This window comes from Pseudomonas sp. TREG-RG-20F-10-E-6-01, assembly GCF_022662455.1.
Classification (GTDB): domain Bacteria; phylum Pseudomonadota; class Gammaproteobacteria; order Pseudomonadales; family Pseudomonadaceae; genus Aquipseudomonas.
Map to the genome: position 1 here is coordinate 1220929 of NZ_JAKNQP010000001.1, position 16843 is coordinate 1237771.

General features: G+C 61.7%; 18 protein-coding genes. 12 read left to right on the plus strand and 6 right to left on the minus strand.

What is annotated here, in order from left to right; translation table 11 throughout:
- Nucleotides 1-102: 102 nt before the first annotated feature.
- Genes L8K08_RS05770 through L8K08_RS05815 form a run of 10 tightly spaced genes read left to right on the plus strand, consistent with a single transcriptional unit; the run spans nucleotide 103 to nucleotide 8798 of the window.
- Nucleotides 103-1062: a DUF523 and DUF1722 domain-containing protein gene (locus L8K08_RS05770; RefSeq protein WP_242194828.1), complete on the plus strand. Its 960-nt coding sequence runs from the start codon at nucleotides 103-105 to the stop codon at nucleotides 1060-1062.
- 17 nt (nucleotides 1063-1079) lie between these two features.
- Nucleotides 1080-2009: a MerR family transcriptional regulator gene (locus L8K08_RS05775; RefSeq protein ID WP_242194830.1), complete on the plus strand. Its 930-nt coding sequence runs from the start codon at nucleotides 1080-1082 to the stop codon at nucleotides 2007-2009.
- Nucleotides 2010-3452, plus strand: coding sequence for a deoxyribodipyrimidine photo-lyase (phrB, locus tag L8K08_RS05780; RefSeq protein ID WP_242194832.1), 1443 nt, complete (start codon nucleotides 2010-2012; stop codon nucleotides 3450-3452).
- Nucleotides 3445-3867, plus strand: coding sequence for a nuclear transport factor 2 family protein (locus L8K08_RS05785; RefSeq protein WP_145165582.1), 423 nt, complete (start codon nucleotides 3445-3447; stop codon nucleotides 3865-3867). The genes phrB and L8K08_RS05785 overlap by 8 nt, the downstream gene beginning before the upstream one ends.
- The gene (locus tag L8K08_RS05790; protein ID WP_242194835.1) at nucleotides 3864-4646 is read left to right on the plus strand and encodes an SDR family NAD(P)-dependent oxidoreductase; all 783 of its coding nucleotides are present in this window, start codon (nucleotides 3864-3866) and stop codon (nucleotides 4644-4646) included. The genes L8K08_RS05785 and L8K08_RS05790 overlap by 4 nt, the downstream gene beginning before the upstream one ends.
- Complete coding sequence (locus L8K08_RS05795; RefSeq protein WP_242194837.1) at nucleotides 4643-5890, plus strand: FAD-dependent oxidoreductase; 1248 nt, start codon at nucleotides 4643-4645, stop codon at nucleotides 5888-5890. The genes L8K08_RS05790 and L8K08_RS05795 overlap by 4 nt, the downstream gene beginning before the upstream one ends.
- Nucleotides 5887-6696, plus strand: coding sequence for a DUF1365 domain-containing protein (locus L8K08_RS05800; protein WP_124416390.1), 810 nt, complete (start codon nucleotides 5887-5889; stop codon nucleotides 6694-6696). Before L8K08_RS05795 ends, L8K08_RS05800 begins: the two co-directional genes overlap by 4 nt.
- On the plus strand, nucleotides 6683-7954 hold the full coding sequence (locus L8K08_RS05805) for a cyclopropane-fatty-acyl-phospholipid synthase family protein (protein ID WP_145165579.1): 1272 nt from the start codon (nucleotides 6683-6685) through the stop codon (nucleotides 7952-7954). The genes L8K08_RS05800 and L8K08_RS05805 overlap by 14 nt, the downstream gene beginning before the upstream one ends.
- A complete protein-coding gene (locus tag L8K08_RS05810; protein WP_242194840.1) occupies nucleotides 7947-8438 on the plus strand; it encodes a DUF2878 domain-containing protein in 492 nt (163 codons plus the stop codon). Before L8K08_RS05805 ends, L8K08_RS05810 begins: the two co-directional genes overlap by 8 nt.
- 54 nt (nucleotides 8439-8492) lie before the next feature.
- Complete coding sequence (locus L8K08_RS05815; RefSeq protein WP_016977069.1) at nucleotides 8493-8798, plus strand: YkgJ family cysteine cluster protein; 306 nt, start codon at nucleotides 8493-8495, stop codon at nucleotides 8796-8798.
- A 134-nt stretch (nucleotides 8799-8932) separates the two neighbouring features.
- Here L8K08_RS05815 and L8K08_RS05820 read toward each other — a convergent pair whose 3' ends face one another.
- From L8K08_RS05820 to hemA, 6 genes are all read right to left on the minus strand, one after another.
- A complete protein-coding gene (locus L8K08_RS05820) occupies nucleotides 8933-9451 on the minus strand; it encodes an acyloxyacyl hydrolase (RefSeq protein WP_145165577.1) in 519 nt (172 codons plus the stop codon).
- Between the two features lie 111 nt (nucleotides 9452-9562).
- Nucleotides 9563-10357, minus strand: a complete 795-nt coding sequence (gene murI, locus L8K08_RS05825; protein ID WP_242194843.1) for a glutamate racemase — start codon at nucleotides 10355-10357, stop codon at nucleotides 9563-9565.
- The gene (locus L8K08_RS05830; RefSeq protein ID WP_242194845.1) at nucleotides 10350-11105 is read right to left on the minus strand and encodes a molybdopterin-synthase adenylyltransferase MoeB; all 756 of its coding nucleotides are present in this window, start codon (nucleotides 11103-11105) and stop codon (nucleotides 10350-10352) included. The genes murI and L8K08_RS05830 overlap by 8 nt, the downstream gene beginning before the upstream one ends.
- On the minus strand, nucleotides 11099-11929 hold the full coding sequence (gene prmC, locus L8K08_RS05835; protein WP_242194847.1) for a peptide chain release factor N(5)-glutamine methyltransferase: 831 nt from the start codon (nucleotides 11927-11929) through the stop codon (nucleotides 11099-11101). The genes L8K08_RS05830 and prmC overlap by 7 nt, the downstream gene beginning before the upstream one ends.
- A complete protein-coding gene (prfA, locus tag L8K08_RS05840; protein WP_242194849.1) occupies nucleotides 11930-13012 on the minus strand; it encodes a peptide chain release factor 1 in 1083 nt (360 codons plus the stop codon).
- Complete coding sequence (gene hemA, locus L8K08_RS05845) at nucleotides 13009-14298, minus strand: glutamyl-tRNA reductase (RefSeq protein ID WP_106578558.1); 1290 nt, start codon at nucleotides 14296-14298, stop codon at nucleotides 13009-13011. The genes prfA and hemA overlap by 4 nt, the downstream gene beginning before the upstream one ends.
- A 182-nt stretch (nucleotides 14299-14480) precedes the next feature.
- Between hemA and L8K08_RS05850 the strand changes: the two genes are divergently transcribed.
- Both L8K08_RS05850 and lolB read left to right on the plus strand, forming a co-directional pair.
- Entirely contained in the window at nucleotides 14481-16205 is a 1725-nt protein-coding gene (locus tag L8K08_RS05850; RefSeq protein WP_242194851.1) for a tetratricopeptide repeat protein, read from the plus strand.
- Nucleotides 16206-16209: 4 nt separating this feature from the next.
- On the plus strand, nucleotides 16210-16827 hold the full coding sequence (gene lolB, locus L8K08_RS05855; protein ID WP_242194853.1) for a lipoprotein insertase outer membrane protein LolB: 618 nt from the start codon (nucleotides 16210-16212) through the stop codon (nucleotides 16825-16827).
- Nucleotides 16828-16843: the final 16 nt, after the last annotated feature.

Genomic DNA, 16843 nt, shown 5'->3' on the forward strand with positions numbered 1-16843 from the left:
AATACTTGTACAAAATATTTGACTTGTACAGCATCAAACCTATGATGAGATTTAGTTGTACAGACTTAAGAGTTTGTACAGGAATCTCGGAGAGGTTTGAACATGTCCAGCACTGGAAAACCGAAGATCGCCATCAGCGCCTGCCTGTTAGGCGAGAACGTGCGCTTCAATGGCGGACACAAACAATCCCTGCTGTGCAGCCAGACACTCGCTGACTACTTCGACTTCGTGCCGTTGTGCCCCGAAGTTGCCATCGGCCTGGGCATCCCCCGCGAACCGATCCGCCTGGTGGGCGACCCTGCCCAGCCGCAGGCCGTCGGCACGGTGCGCCGTGATCTCAACGTTACGCAGCCACTGGACGAATACGGCCAGCAGATGGCCCTGGAACACACCGACCTGTGCGGCTACATCTTCATGCAGAAGTCGCCGTCGTGTGGCCTGGAACGGGTCAAGGTCTACCGTGAGAACGGCACACCTGTAGACGGCGGCGGGCGCGGCATCTACGCGCAGGCGTTCTGCGCGCGCCACCCCAACCTGCCGGTGGAAGAAGACGGCCGGCTGAATGACCCGGTGTTGCGGGAAAACTTCCTGACCCGCGTCTTTGTGTACGCCAGCTGGCAGCAACTGCTGGCCGAGGGCCTGACCCGCCATCGCCTGCTGGCATTTCACTCACGCTACAAATACCTGCTGATGGCCCACAGCCCGGTGCATTACAAAAGCCTCGGCCACCTGCTGGGCAGCATGAGCAAGGACACCTCTCTCGACGCACTGGCCGCCGGCTATTTCAGCGAGCTGATGACCGGCCTGAAAAAATGCGCCACCCGCGGCACTCACACCAATGTGCTGCAACACATCAGCGGCTACCTCAAGCAGGCCATCAGCGCCGACGACAAGCAGGAAATGCAAACCGTCATCGGCCAGTACCGCACCGGCATCGTGCCGCTGGTGGTGCCGCTGACCCTGCTCAAACACCACTTCCGCCAACACCCGGACCGTTACATCGCGCAGCAGGCTTACCTGCAACCGCACCCGGAAAACCTCAGCCTGCGTAATGCGATCTGACCCATGAAAAGTACATTATGAAAGCTGCCCTGCAAGACGAACCCGGCGAAGACATCGCCCAAGCCCTCCAAGACGGCTGGCTGCCGATTCGCGAAGTGGCGCGCCAGACCGGCGTCAACGCCGTGACCCTGCGCGCCTGGGAACGCCGCTACGGCCTGATCGTGCCCCAGCGCACGCCCAAGGGCCACCGGCTGTTCAGCGCCGAACACGTGCAACGCATCCACACCATCCTGACCTGGCTCAACCGCGGTGTGCCGGTCAGTCAGGTCAAAGGCTTGATCGACTCCGCCCAAGTCAGCCCCGACACCGTCGAAAACGAATGGCACGCCCTGCGCCAGAACCTGGTGGGCGCCATCAGCGCGTTGGCCGAGCGCCGGGTCGACGATGCGTTCAACCAAGCCATGGCGTTGTACCCGCCACGTACCCTGTGCGAACAGTTGCTGCTGCCGCTGCTCCAGGAACTCGAACAACGCTGGCAAGGCCAGTTCGGCGCGCAGATGGAGCGGGTATTTTTCCTGTCCTGGCTGCGCAGCAAGTTCGGTGCACGCATCTATCACAACAATCGCCAGCTGCAAGGCGCCCCGCTGCTGCTGGTCAACCACTCGGACCTGCCGCTGGAGCCGCATCTGTGGCTCAGCGCCTGGCTGGCCAGCAGCGCCGATTGCCCGGTGGAAGTCTTCGATTGGCCGTTGCCGGTCGGTGAGCTGGCGTTAGCGGTGGAGCACCTGCAACCGCGGGCCGTGCTGCTGTATTCGAGCAAGGCCCTGCAGGTGTCGGCACTCACCAAGCTGCTGGGCGGCGTCGGTTGCCCGACGCTGATTGCCGGACCAACGGTATGCATCCACCAGGCCGAGTTGGCCGTATTAACCCGTGAAACCCCTGAATTGTTCGTGGCCGAAGACCCGTTGTCGGCCCACTTGATTCTGATCCAGCGTGGACTTCTTTAAATGCATTTGATCTGGCTGCGCACCGACCTGCGCCTACACGACAACACCGCCCTGGCCGCCGCCTGCCAGCGAGGCCCGGTTGCGGCCGTGTACCTGATCACTCCCCAACAGTGGCTGGCCCACGATGACGCACCGTGCAAAGTCGACTTCTGGCTGCGCAACCTGCAGCACTTGAGCCAGGCGCTCGGCGAGCTGAACATTCCCCTGCTGATCCGCACCACCGCGACCTGGGACCAGGCGCCCGCCGTGCTCGGCACGCTGTGTCGGGAGCTGTCGGTCGAGTCGGTCCACGTCAACGAGGAATACGGCATCCACGAAACCCGCCGCGATGCCGCCGTGGCTCAGGCTCTGGAAGCCCAGGGCGTGACGTTCCACAGCTACCTGGACCAATTGTTCTTCCAGCCCGGCAGCGTGCTGACCAAAACCGGCACGTACTTCCAGGTCTTCAGCCAGTTCCGCAAGGTCTGCTACAGCCGCCTGCACAGCGCCCTTCCCCGTTTGGTGGCAACACCCAAAGCCCAGGCGCCGATCAAGCTCAAAAGCGATCCGATACCTGCACAGGTCGAAGGGTTCGAGCCGCCCAGCGAAGCCTTGCGCGCGCTCTGGCCGGCCGGTGAAGACGAAGCACGCCGCCGTCTCGACGCCTTCGCCGATCAACAAATCAGCTACTACAAAGATGAGCGCGACTTCCCGGCCAAACCCGGCACCAGCCAACTGTCCGCCTACCTTGCCGCCGGCGTAGTTTCGCCACGCCAGTGCCTGCATGCCGCCTTGCAAACCAACCAAGGCGAGTTTGAAAGCGGCGACATCGGCGCGATCACGTGGATCAACGAGCTGCTCTGGCGCGAGTTCTACAAGCACATTCTGGTCGGCTATCCACGGGTGTCGCGCCACCGTGCGTTCCGTCCCGAGACCGAAGCGGTGGCCTGGCGCGATGCGCCCAAGGACCTCGCCGCCTGGCAGCAAGCGCGCACCGGCCTGCCGATCATCGACGCCGCCATGCGCCAGTTGCTCGAAACCGGCTGGATGCACAATCGCCTGCGCATGGTGGTCGCGATGTTCCTGACCAAGAACCTGCTGATCGACTGGCGCGAAGGCGAGCGCTTTTTCATGCGCCACCTGATCGACGGCGACCTGGCCGCCAACAACGGCGGCTGGCAGTGGAGCTCCTCCACCGGTACCGATTCGGCGCCGTATTTCCGGATTTTCAGCCCGCTGAGCCAGTCCGAAAAATTCGACAGCGAAGGCGTGTTCATCAAGCACTGGCTGCCGGAACTGGCGGCGCTGAACAAGAAGGAAGTGCACAACCCCGAGGCGGCCGGCGGCCTGTTTGGCGTGGCCGATTACCCACGCGCTATCGTCGACCTGAAAAAGTCCCGCGAACGCGCCCTGGCCGCCTTCCGCAGCCTGCCCTCGCGCCAGGGGGTTGCCGAACATGAGTGACTTCCTGCACCGGTTCGCCCAGGCCTTTGCGACGCTGGACAAGCACAACCTGCACCTGCTCGACAGCCTGTACAGCAAGGACATCGCCTTCACCGACCCGCTGCATGAAGTGCACGGGCTGACGGCGCTGCACCGCTATTTCACCGAGCTGTATGGCAATGTGAGCCAGCTGCGTTTTGACTTTCACGGCTTCGACCAAGTGGCCGAAGGCGAAGGCTACCTGCGCTGGAAGATGAGTTTTTGCCACCCGCGCCTGAACAGCGGCAAGGTGATCCGGGTTGAAGGCTGCTCACACCTGATGTGGCGCGACAAGGTGTACCGGCACCGGGATTATTTCGATGCAGGCGCTCTGCTCTACGAACACCTGCCAGTAGTCGGTCGGGTCATCAGTTGGCTGAAAAGGAGAATGGGATGAGCCTTACACCGCCCCGCCGATATTGGCTGACCGGCGCCAGCAGTGGCATTGGCGCGTCGCTGGCCGTGGAGCTGCTCAACAGCGGCGCCCACGTGGCACTCAGCTCACGCACGAAAGGCCCGCTGGAAGCCCTCGCCCAACGTTATCCAGGCCAAGTGCTGGTGGTGGCCGGCGACCTGACCAACAGCCAGACCGTGCGTGAGATCGGCGAGCATATCGGCGTGGTCTGGGGCTGCGTCGATACGGTCATTCTCAACGCCGGCACCTGTGAATATGTCGATGCCAAGCAATTTGATGCATCGATTGTCGAGTACGTGGTGCGCACCAACTTGCTGGCCAGCAGCTATTGCATCGAAGCCGCGCTGCCGCTGTTGCGCGCCGGGCATTCGCCGCACCTGGTCGGCGTAGCCAGCGCCGTCACCTACCTGCCCATGCCCCGCGCCGAAGCCTATGGTGCGTCCAAGGCCGGGCTGCGCTACCTGTTCGAATCCCTGCGCATCAGCCTGTCGCCCGAAAATATTGACGTCACCGTGATCAGCCCGGGCTTTGTCGACACCCCGCTGACCGAACGCAACGACTTCCCGATGCCCCTGAGCTGGTCCGCCGACAAGGCCGCGCGGCATATCTTCGCCAAGCTGGCAAAACGTCCGCTGGAAATCGCCTTTCCCGCCATGTTTATCGCCACCTTGTGGCCGCTGTCGAAGCTGCCCAACCGTGCGCAACTGATCATCGGCAAACGCATGTTGCGCAGCCCGCCACCGAAGAAGGACGACCTGTGAAGATCGCCATTATCGGCAGCGGCATCGCCGGGCTGACCAGCGCTTACCTGCTCAGCCGTCGCCACGACATCACTGTGTTCGAAGCGGGCGAGCGCATTGGCGGGCATACCCACACGGTCGACGTCACGGTTGAGGGCAAAAGCTACGCGGTGGACACCGGGTTTATCGTGTTCAACGACTGGACCTACCCCAACTTCATTCGCTTGCTGGGGCAGATTGGCGTCAGCTTCAAACCCACCGAAATGAGTTTTTCGGTGTGCGATCAAAGCGCCGGATTCGAGTACAACGGCAACAACCTCAACAGCCTGTTTGCCCAACGCCGCAATATCCTGTCGCCAGGGTTCTGGGGCATGTTGCGCGACATTCTGCGCTTCAATCGCCAGGCGCCGCTGGACCTGCAGGAACAACGCATCAGCGCCGGGATGACCCTGGGCGATTACCTCGAAGCCGGCGGCTACGGCCCACGCTTTATCCGGCATTACATCGTGCCGATGGGCGCGGCGATCTGGTCGATGTCCCTGGCCGACATGCTCGGCTTTCCCTTGCAGTTCTTTGTGCGCTTTTTCAAGAACCACGGTTTGCTCTCGGTGAACAACCGGCCGCAGTGGTGCGTGATCGAGGGCGGGTCGAGCAGCTACATCGAGCCGCTGACGCGCAGCTTTCGCGAACAGGTGCGCCTCAATTGCCCGGTGCATAACGTCGAGCGCACCGACGAGGGCGTTGTGATCCACAGCGCCGCCGGCAGCGAGACGTTTGACCGGGTCGTGTTGGCCTGCCACAGCGACCAGGCCCTGGCCTTGCTGGCCGACCCCAGCACGGCGGAACAGGAAATCCTCGGCGCGCTGCCTTACGCCGACAACGATGTGGTGCTGCACACCGACACGCGCCTGCTGCCGGACCGCAAGCTCGCCTGGGCCAGTTGGAATTATCGGCTGACCGGCGATACCCAAACCCAGGCCGCCGTCACTTACGACATGAACATTCTGCAAGGCATCGACAGCGCCACCACCTTTTGCGTCAGCCTCAACCAGACGCCGATGATCAACCCGCTGAAGATCCTCGCGCGCTACACCTACGCGCACCCGCAATACAGCCTCGCGGCGGTCGCTGCCCAAGCGCGCTGGGAAGAATTGGCAGGCACGCGCAACACCTTTTTTTGCGGCGCCTACTGGGCCAATGGTTTCCACGAAGACGGCGTGGTCAGCGCTTTGCGCGTGGCTCAAGCCTTTGGAGAAACCCTGTGAACAGCGCCCTGTACAGCGGCTGGATCGCCCATCGCCGGTTTGCGCCCAAGGCTCACGCCTTTCGCTACCGCATCGGCCTGCTGTACCTGGATTTGAGCGAACAAGACGAAGTGCTCGGGCTGTCGCCCCTGGCCGGCGCTGGTCGCCTGGCGCCCTTTGGCTTTCGCCAGCAGGATTACCTGCGTGAATTCACGCGCCACGGCATGAGCTTGAGCGATGCCGTGCGCCAGGAAGTTGGCAAGGCGCTGGGGCGCGAGCCCCAGGGCGTTATCTGCCTGCTGACCCAGGCTCGCAGTTGGGGCCTGGCTTTTAACCCGGTGAGTTTCTTCTACTGCTTCGAGGCCGATGGGCAACTGGCCGCGATCCTGTGTGAAGTGACCAACACCCCATGGCGCGAGCGTTATCACTACGTGCTGCCGGCCCAGGCGCTCGGCGCCGATGAGCATCAGCACTTCGCCGTGGCCAAGGCCTTCCATGTGTCGCCGTTTTTGCCACGCGACCTGGAATACCGCATGAGTTTCAGCCCGCCCGCCGCCAAGCTCGGCGTGCACATGGCCGACTGGCAAGGTGAGCTGAAGGTTTTCGACGCCACGCTGAGCCTGCACAAGGAAGCGTTGAACCGCGCCAGCCTGCATCGCTACCTGTGGCGCTTCCCGTGGATGACCGCCAAGACGTGCCTGGCCATTTACTGGCAGGCCATGCGCCTGTTGCTCAAACGCACACCGATTTTTTCCCATCAGGCCGCCGATGGCGCCTCTCGCACCGCAGTCGGGTATACCAAGGATCGCCGCCATGAAATCCCCTAGCTTATCGGTCAAGACCAATCGCCTGAACGTCAACGGCATGACCAGCGCATTGCTGCGCAAGGCCGTGCTGCGCCAACTCAGCCAACTGCGCCACGGCCAGCTGGTGGTGATCGAGGACGGCGAACGCCAAGTGTTCGGTGCCCGCGAAGCGCACCTGCTGGGGGAAATCCAGATCCTCGACTCGGCGGTGTGGGGCCTGGTGGCGGCCAACGGATCGATCGGCGCCGGCGAGGCGTTTATCCACGGTTACTGGACCAGCCCGGACTTGACCGCCGTGGTGCGCGTGATGGTCAGCAACCTGGAGGTGCTCGACGCCATGGAAGGTGGCCTGGCGCGCCTGGCACGCCCCTTCACTCAAGGCCTGCACTGGCTCAACCGCAATACGCGCAAGGGCTCGCAGAAAAACATCGCTGCCCACTATGACCTGGGCAACGACCTGTTCGAAGAATTCCTCGACCCGACCATGATGTACTCGGCGGCGCAATTTCTGACGCCCGATGACACCCTGGAACAGGCGCAATTGAACAAGCTGGAACGCATCTGCCAAAAGCTCGCACTCAAGCCCACCGACCATCTGCTCGAAATCGGCACCGGCTGGGGCAGCATGGCGCTGTACGCAGCGCAGCATTACGGCTGCAAAGTCACCACCACGACCTTGTCCAAAGAGCAGTTTGCCTACACCCAAAAGCGCATCGATGCCCTGGGACTGCAGGGCCAGGTGACCCTGTTGTTGCAGGACTACCGCGACCTGACCGGTCAATACGACAAGCTGGTGTCCATTGAGATGATCGAGGCGGTAGGCCATCGCTTCCTGCCGACCTACTTCAAGCAGTGCGCGCATTTGCTCAAGAGCGACGGCCTGATGCTGCTGCAAGCCATCACGATTCGCGAGCAGCGTTTTGAGCAGGCCAAGAACAGCGTCGATTTCATCCAGCGCTATATTTTCCCCGGCGGCGCCCTACCCTGCGTGCAGAACATGCTGCACATCGTCAGCCGCGACACCGACATGAACCTGCTGCACATGGAAGACTTCGGCCTGCACTACGCAAAAACCCTGCGCCTGTGGCATGAGAACTTCCGCCGCGCCCATGGCCGCCTTGCCGAGTTGGGCTACGACGAATACTTCCTGCGCTTGTGGGAATTCTATTTGTGCTACTGCGAAGGTGGGTTCATGGAACGAACGATAGGCACCGCGCAGTTGCTGCTGGCCAAACCTGCGGCAATCAACCCACCCTTGCTTGGGCGCTTCAGTGCTTAAATCGCTGGCGAACGCCGTACTGTTCCAGTGCGGCTGGTTTGCCTGTGTGCTGGGGGGCGACAGCGAATGGTTGCTGGTGGTCGGTGCAGTGCTGGCCATCCACCTGCTGTGGATAAGTTCATGGTCGCGGGAAGGCCAGGTGATCCTAGCCGTCACGTTGTTTGGCACTGTGGTGGATACCGCATTGCGCACCTTTGGCGTCTTTCATTTCAGTTTTCCGGGGCCACTGATCCCGTTTTGGCTGGTGTTGCTGTGGGCGTTGCTCGCCAGCACGCTACGCCATTGCCTGGCCTGGAGTGCCCAGCCCTGGTGGCGCGCCAGCGTGTTGGGCGCGGTCGGCGGGCCGCTGTCTTATTACGCGGGCAGCCAATTGGCCGGCGTGAGTTTCGGTTACGGCACGGCGCCAACCCTGATTGGCCTGGCGCTGCTTTGGGCGCTGGTGTTCCCGGTGCTGCACTGGATCGCCCGACAACTGGGACACTGACGTCCGTCAGAGCTTTCACACCTACCTGACACGCTTGCCTTACACTGCGCGCCTATGACCAACATTCCCCACACTCAAATCACCGAACCCGCCGTCACTTGCTCGACGTGCGCGGCCTGCTGTTGCCAATTGGAAGTGATGCTGATCACCGACACCGGCGTACCGGAGCGCTATATCGATACGGACGATTGGGGCGGCGAAGTAATGCTGCGTCTGGATGATGGCTGGTGTGCGGCGCTGGACCGGGACACGATGATGTGCACGATTTACGAGCGACGGCCGCTGATCTGCCGGGAGTTCGAGATGGGTGCGCCGGAATGCCTGACCGAGCGTGAAGGGATTGCGACGGCGTATCGCTGATCCTGAGGTAGATGAAAATCAAAATGTGGGAGCTGGCTTGCCTGCGATAACATCACTTCGGTGTAACTGATAGACCGAGGTGTCTGCATCGCAGGCAAGCCAGCTCCTACATTAGTCAGCGGGTGCCTGATGATTTACAACGGCAAGGTGTAGTGCAACGAGTAGCTTTCTACGCCGTCGTTATTGCTGCTGATGCCCGCGTTGGAATAGTGCGTGGCACGAATGCCCACCTCATGCCCACCGGTAAAACGCAAACCAAAGCCCAGGCGGTCCTCAAACTGGAAGGACTGGCCGATGTTGTTGTCTTCCAGGCGTGTGCGCGAGAACGCGGCCACGCCGATGCCGGCCTCGATGTAAGGTTTTACCGATGCCCCGGCAAACTCATACACAAATACCGGCGAGAACGACAGGCTGCTGGCGCCCGCACGTTTGTCGCCTTCCCAGTAGGTGTACGCGCCGCTCCAGTAGCCGGTCAGCCGGCCGGTATCGCTCTGCCACCAGCTTTTATCCCAATCCGATGTCAGCCCCAACCGATAGGTCATGGTCGAATCGCTGGTGCTCCCCACACCAAATTCCAGGCCAGCGGCCTGGGCCGAAACAGAGTGTCCTACCACGGCGGCCGCAATCGCAGCCAAACAGAACAAGCGCTTCATAAGAAACAGTCCTTGAGAACGAAGTTGTATGGTTTGGTACAAGCTAACTCGCTATAGAAGCGCGCGCATAGCCAGAAGTTCAGCGTCTAACCCCGGTATTTCACGAATTTTTCACGCGTCGAAGCTTCGCACAACTCCGGAATGTTTCCATAGTGTAGGTAGGATATTTCTTAAATGATCGACATTACCGCTCGTCCAGAACCGGGCCGGCTCAGGGTTGCCGCTGGCCAGCAGGTCACGCTCGCCCAGCAAACGCTTGAGCTGGCGCGCCACGGCAGCGCCGGTATCGATCAGGATGATGCTCGGGGCAAGCATCTGCGCCAGAAGCGGCTTGAGAAAGGGATAGTGGGTGCAGCCGAGAATAATCGTGTCGCAGCCAGCGCTGAGCAGCGGTTCGACATAGCCGCGCAACATCTGGCGCAGCTCGGGGCTGTCGAGGTCGCCGCTTTCAATCAACTCCACCAGGCCCGGGCACGGCTGGGTGATCACACGCACGTCGGTGGCGAAGCGATCGAGCAAAGCGGCGAACTTGGCGCTTTGCAGGGTGCCAGTGGTGGCGAGTACACCCACCACGCCGCTGCGAGTGGCGGCGGCGGCGGGTTTGACGGCGGGCTCCATGCCTACCAGGGGCCAGTCGGGGTAGTCCTGGCGCAAATCGGCAACGGCGGCGACGGTCGCCGTGTTGCAGGCAATCACAAACGCCTTGGCGCCTTGCTCGCGGAAAAATTCGGCGACACGCCGGGAGCGCTCAAGAATGAATGCCGGGGTTTTCTCGCCGTAGGGGATATGCCCGCAATCAGCCACGTACAGCAGCGACTCATGGGGCAATAACTGCTGAATTTCGTCCAGCACGGTCAAGCCGCCGATGCCGGAATCGAACACACCGATGGGCGCGCTCTTAACCATGCTGCGTCCCACAGACACTGCAACCGGGGTCGCGCTTGACGCGCAGTTCGCGAAAACGTGTGGTCAACGCATCAATCAGCAACAAGCGGCCTACCAGCGGCTCACCGAAACCGGCCAGCAATTTCAGGGCTTCCAGTGCTTGCAGGCTGCCGACCATGCCAACCAACGGACCGACGACGCCGGCTTCGCTGCAGGTCAGTTCGGTGTCGCTGCCGTGCCCATATAAACAGTGGTAACACGGGCTGTCGGCGCGACGCGGGTCGAACACCGACAATTGCCCTTCCAGGCGAATCGCTGCGCCGCTGATCAATGGCTTGGCGGCGGCAACACAGGCCGCGTTCACCGCTTCACGGGTGGAGAAGTTGTCGCTGCAATCGAGCACCACGTCCACCGCCGCTACCGCCGCGGCCAGTGAATCGGCATCCAGCGCTGTGCGGTGAGCAAGCAGTTTGACTTCAGGGTTGATCGCCGCGAGACGACGCAGGGCCGAATCGACCTTGGTCTGCCCGATACTCTCGGTGTCGTGGATGATCTGGCGTTGCAGGTTGGTCAGGTCGACGGTGTCAAAGTCCGCCAGGTGCAGCTCGCCTACACCGGCTGCCGCCAGGTACAGCGCCACCGGCGCGCCCAGCCCGCCCAGCCCGACGATCAACGCGCGGGCGTTTTTCAGGCGCAATTGGCCGTCGATGTCGACATGTTGCAACAGAATCTGTCGGCTATAGCGCAACAGCTCCTGGTCGGTCAGCACGGCCGGCGCCCCAGGGTAATGCGTTCGTGGCCACCGAGGTCAAGGCGGCTGTGCACCTCTTCGAAGCCTGCGCCAAGCAGCAGGTCACGCACGGCCGCCGCCTGATCGTAGCCATGTTCGAGTAACAGCCAGCCAGCCGCATTCAAGTGGGCGGGAGATTCGGCGATGATCAACCGCAAGTCATCCAGGCCATCATGCCCCGCCACCAGCGCGCTGGCCGGTTCAAAACGCACGTCGCCGGCCACCAGGTGGGGATCGTTATCGGCAATGTACGGCGGGTTGCTGATGATCAGGTCGAAGGTTTGATCTTGCAGGGCGCTGAACCAATGACTGTTCAACACTGTGGCGTTTTTCAGGTGCAGGCGCTGGCGATTGCGTTCAGCCAGGGCCACGGCTTCGAGCACGCGGTCAACCGCCGTGACCTGCCAGGCCGGACGTTCGCTGGCCAGGGCCAGGGCGATGGCGCCGCTGCCGGTGCCCAGGTCCAGAACCTTGGCAGGCGTGGCGGGCAACAGTTCCAGCGCGGCTTCCACCAATAGCTCGGTTTCCGGACGTGGGATCAGCGTGTGAGGCGCGACCTCCAGGTCCAGCTTCCAGAAGCCTTGCTGGCCGAGGATATACGCCACCGGCTCACCGCCACGACGACGTTGCAAATAGTCGGCAAAGGTCAGCGCATGTTCGCTGCTGACGATTTTTTCCGGCCAGGTGTGCAGGTAGCTGCGCGATTTACCCAAGGCCGCGGCCAGCAACAACTCCACATCCAGACGCGCAGTGGGCGAGTCGGGCAGGTCTGCGGCGCGCAGCAGGCTGGCAATGATGGTCATTTATTCACCTATCGCCGCCAATTGGTCGGCCTGGTATTCGGCGAGCAACGGTTCGATCACTGCATCCACACCGCCGGCGAGAATCTCGTCGAGGGAGTAAAGCGTGAGGTTGACCCGGTGGTCGGTGACCCGGCCCTGGGCAAAGTTGTAGGTACGGATGCGCTCGGAGCGGTCGCCCGAACCCACCAGCAACTTGCGCTCGCTGGCAATCGCGTTAGCGGCGGCGCTGGTCTGCTGGTCGTTGAGCTTGGCCGACAGCCAGGACATGGCCCGCGCACGGTTCTTGTGCTGGGAACGTTCTTCCTGGCACTCCACCACGATGCCCGACGGCAAGTGCGTGATGCGGATCGCCGAGTCGGTCTTGTTGACGTGCTGACCACCGGCGCCCGATGAGCGGTAGGTGTCGACACGCAAGTCCGCCGGATTGATCTCGATGGCTTCCTGCTCGTCGGGCTCTGGCAACACGGCCACGGTGCACGCCGAGGTGTGGATACGGCCTTGGGATTCTGTCGCCGGCACCCGCTGCACGCGGTGTGCGCCGGATTCGAATTTCAGTTTGCCGTAGACGTTATCGCCTTCAACCCGGGCGATGACTTCTTTATAGCCGCCGTATTCGCCTTCGTTCTCGGACAGAATCTCGACGCGCCAGCCACGACGCTCGGCGTAGCGCGAGTACATGCGGAACAGGTCGCCAGAGAAGATCGCCGCCTCGTCGCCACCGGTGCCGGCACGGATTTCGAGGAACACGTTGCGCCCGTCGTTGGGGTCTTTGGGCAGCAGCATGCGCTGCAGGTCGCCTTCCAGCTCGGCCAGTTTTTCCTTGGCCTCGCGAACTTCTTCCACGGCCATTTCGCGCATGTCCGGGTCGCTGTCCTTGAGCAGCGCCTGGGCGCCTTCGAGGTCGGCCTGCACTTTCATCAGGTGTTTGTAGGTGGCCACAATTGGCTCAACTTCGGCGTATTCCTTGGAATAGGCACGGAACTTGGTCTGATCGGAGATGACCTCGCCATCGCCAAGCAAGGCGGTCAGTTCTTCGAAACGGTCCTGGAGCACGTCCAGTTTATTGAGCAGTGACGCTTTCATTGCGGTTTTTTATCCGAAGAGCTATCTGACGCGCCCTCACCGAGGGCAAAGAGTTCCTGGGCCATGGCCAGCGCATCAAGGCGGCCTTCGGCGGTAAGCTTTTTCAACTGAACGCTGGGGGCGTGAAGCAACTTGTTGGTCAGGCCACGCGCCAGTTGCATCAGCACCTCTTCGGCGCTGCTGCCGTTGGCCAGCAGACGCTGGGCCTTGATCAATTCCTCGTCACGCAGGCGTTCGCCCTGCTGACGATACGCCTTGAGCACGTCGACCGCCGCCAGTTCGCGCAGGCGCACCATGAAGTCTTCGGCGCCGGTGCTGACCATTTCCTCGGCGGCCTGGGCAGCGCCCTGGCGACTCTTGAGGTTTTCGGCAACCACTTCGTGCAGATCGTCGACGCTGTAGAGGTAAACGTCGTCCAACTCGCCGACTTCCGGCTCGATGTCGCGAGGAACGGCGATATCCACCATGAAGATCGGTTTGTGCTTGCGCAGCTTCAGCGCGCTCTCGACCGCGCCTTTGCCAAGAATCGGCAACTGGCTGGCGGTGGAGCTGATGACGATATCGCTGCGCACCAGTTCAGCCGGGATATCCGACAGCAGCACGGCGTGGGCGCCAAACTGCTCGGCAAGAATGCTCGCGCGTTCCAGGGTTCGGTTGGCGACCACAATGCGCTTCACACCCAGGTCGTGCAGATGGCGCGCCACCAGGGTGATGGTTTCACCGGCGCCGATCAGCAAGGCCTGGCTGCGCTGCAAGTCGCTGAAAATCTGTTTGGCCAGGCTGACGGCGGCAAACGCTACGGACACCGGGTTTTCACCGATGGCAGTGTCGGTGCGCACCTGCTTGGCCGAGTTGAAAGTGGCCTGGAACAGCCGCCCCAGCAGTGGCCCCACGGTGCCGGCCTCGCGGGCCACGGCATAGGCGGATTTCATCTGGCCAAGGATCTGCGGTTCGCCCAACACCAGCGAGTCGAGCCCTGAGGCGACGCGCATCATGTGACGAACTGCCGCATCCTCTTCGTGCACATACGCACTGGCGCGCAGGTCATCGAGGCTCAAATGGTGATAATCGGCCAGCCAGCGCAGCACCCCATCCGCTGAAAGATGTTCCTGCTCTATATAAAGCTCACTGCGATTGCAGGTCGAAAGGATCGCAGCTTCGCGGCTGTCGGTGAGCCGGCAGAGCTGCTGCAAGGCCTCAACCAACTGCTCGGGCGTAAACGCCACGCGCTCGCGCACGTCTACGGAAGCAGTCTTGTGGTTAATACCGAGTGCGAGGAAGGCCATTCAATATCGCTGATGATGTCGGGAAGCCGACAATTGTCCTACTTCGAAAGATCCAGAACAACCACCGTCGTCTATTGTCCTAGTAGCTTATGCCTATAAAGGCGCCAACTGAGACTCGGTTATGTTTGGCCGAAGGCTTGTGTCATGATGATCCGACCGCAGGTTAGTCGTCCTCTTCCTATATGAATAGATCTTCCGCGTTGCTCCTTGCTTTTGTCTTCCTCAGCGGCTGCCAGACCTTGGCACCCGTGTCGCCGGACGGTACGCCGCCGGTTGAAGACAGCACCCCCGCCCCTGAAAAGCCCAAGGTTTATTCCTCGTTCAATGAAGAAACGATCTACAGCCTGCTGACCGCGGAACTCGCCGGCCAGCGCAATCGTTTCGATATTGCCCTGGATAACTACGTGACCCAGGCCATCAACACCCAGGATCCGGGCATTTCGGAGCGCGCGTTTCGCATCGCCGAATACCTGGGCGCTGACCAGGCTGCGCTGGACACCTCGCTGATCTGGGCGAGAAACGCACCGGACGACCTGGAAGCGCAGCGGGCCGCGGCCATTCAACTGGCGCGCGCGGGGCGCTATGACGACTCCATGGTCTATATGGAGAAAGTCCTGCTGGGCAAGGGCGACACGCATTTCGACTTCCTCGCGCTGTCGGCTGCCGACACCGACCAGGACACGCGCAATGGCCTGATGAAGAGTTTCGACCGCCTGCTGCAAAAACACCCAAAGAACAGCCAGCTGATTTTCGGCAAGGCGTTGCTGCTGCAACAGGATGATGAAGCCGACGCCGCACTCAAGCTGCTGGAGCAGAACCCGCCGGAAGACGGCGAGATCGCACCGATTTTGCTGCGTGCGCGCTTGCTGCAGAACCTCAATCGCGGCAAGGAAGCGATTCCTCTGCTGGAAAAGAGCATCAAGAAGTATCCGGACGACAAGCGCTTGCGCCTGACCTATGCGCGCACGCTGGTTGAGCAGGACCGCATGGAAGACGCCAAGGTGCAGTTCGCCAATCTGGTCCAGCAATACCCGGACGACGATGAATTGCGCTACTCCCTGGCCCTGGTATGCCTGGAAGCCAAGGCCTGGGACGAGGCCAAGGGCTATCTGGAAGAGCTGATCCAACGCGAAAGCCATGTGGACTCGGCGCACCTGAACCTCGGCCGTATCGCTGAAGAGCGCAACGACCCGCAGGCGGCCCTGCTTGAGTACGCTCAGGTCGGCCCTGGCAACGACTACCTGCCGGCCCAATTGCGCCAGGCTGACATCCTGATGAGCAACGGCCGCACCGACGAGGCGGAAAAACGCCTGGCCGCAGCGCGCGATGCCGAACCGGACTACGCGATCCAGCTGTACCTGATCCAGGCCGAAACCTTGTCGGCCAACAAGCAGGGCGAACGCGCCTGGAAATTGCTGCAACAAGCCTTGTTGCAATACCCCGACGATTTGAATCTGCTGTACACCCGCGCCATGCAGGCGGAAAAACGCAATGACCTGGCGCAGATGGAAAAAGACCTGCGCCTGATCATCAAGCGTGACCCGGACAACGCCATGGCGCTGAACGCCCTGGGTTACACCTTGTCCGACCGTACGACGCGCTACGCCGAAGCCAAGGTGCTGATCGAGCAAGCCCACAAGCTCAACCCGGAAGACCCGGCCGTGCTCGACAGCCTGGGCTGGGTCAATTACCGCCTGGGCAACCTGGACGAAGCCGAACGTTTGCTGCGCCAGGCACTGGAACGCTTCCCTGACCAGGAAGTGGCCGCCCACCTTGGCGAAGTGCTGTGGGCCAATGGCAAGCAGCGCGAAGCGCGACAAATCTGGGAAAAATTCCTCAAGGAACAACCCGAAAGCCCTATCCTGCGCGGCACCATCAAGCGCCTGACCGGATCCGAGACCCTTTAAGCTTATGTTCTTGCGCCACGTCATTGTTTTCAGCTTCATCGCCCTGCTCGCCGGTTGCGCGGGTTTCGGCGCCCGCGAATCCGTTGAAGGCCAGGGCAACCCGGCGCAATGGAAACAACACAAGGATCAGCTCAGCAGCATTGATGGCTGGCAGATCGAAGGCAAGGTCGGGGTTCGCGCGCCAAAAGATTCCGGCAGCGGCACGTTGTTCTGGCTGCAGCGCCAGGACTATTACGACATTCGCCTGTCCGGCCCACTGGGCCGCGGCGCAGCTCGCCTGACGGGACGCCCGGGGCAAGTCAGCCTGGAAGTGGCCAACCAGGGACGCTACGAAGCGGCGTCGCCGGAAGAATTGCTGGAGCAGCAAATGGGCTGGAAGCTGCCCGTTTCGCACCTGGTGTGGTGGATTCGCGGTTTGCCCGCGCCGGACAGCAAAAGTCGCCTGAGCCTCAATGGCGACAGTCGGCTGGCCACGCTGGAACAGGATGGCTGGCAGGTGGAGTACCTCAGCTACGTGCAACAAAGCGGTTACTGGCTGCCCGAGCGCATCAAGCTGCATGGCACCGACCTTGATGTCACGCTGGTGATCAAGGACTGGCAACCGCGCAAGCTGGGGCAATAAACGTGACTGTTACAAC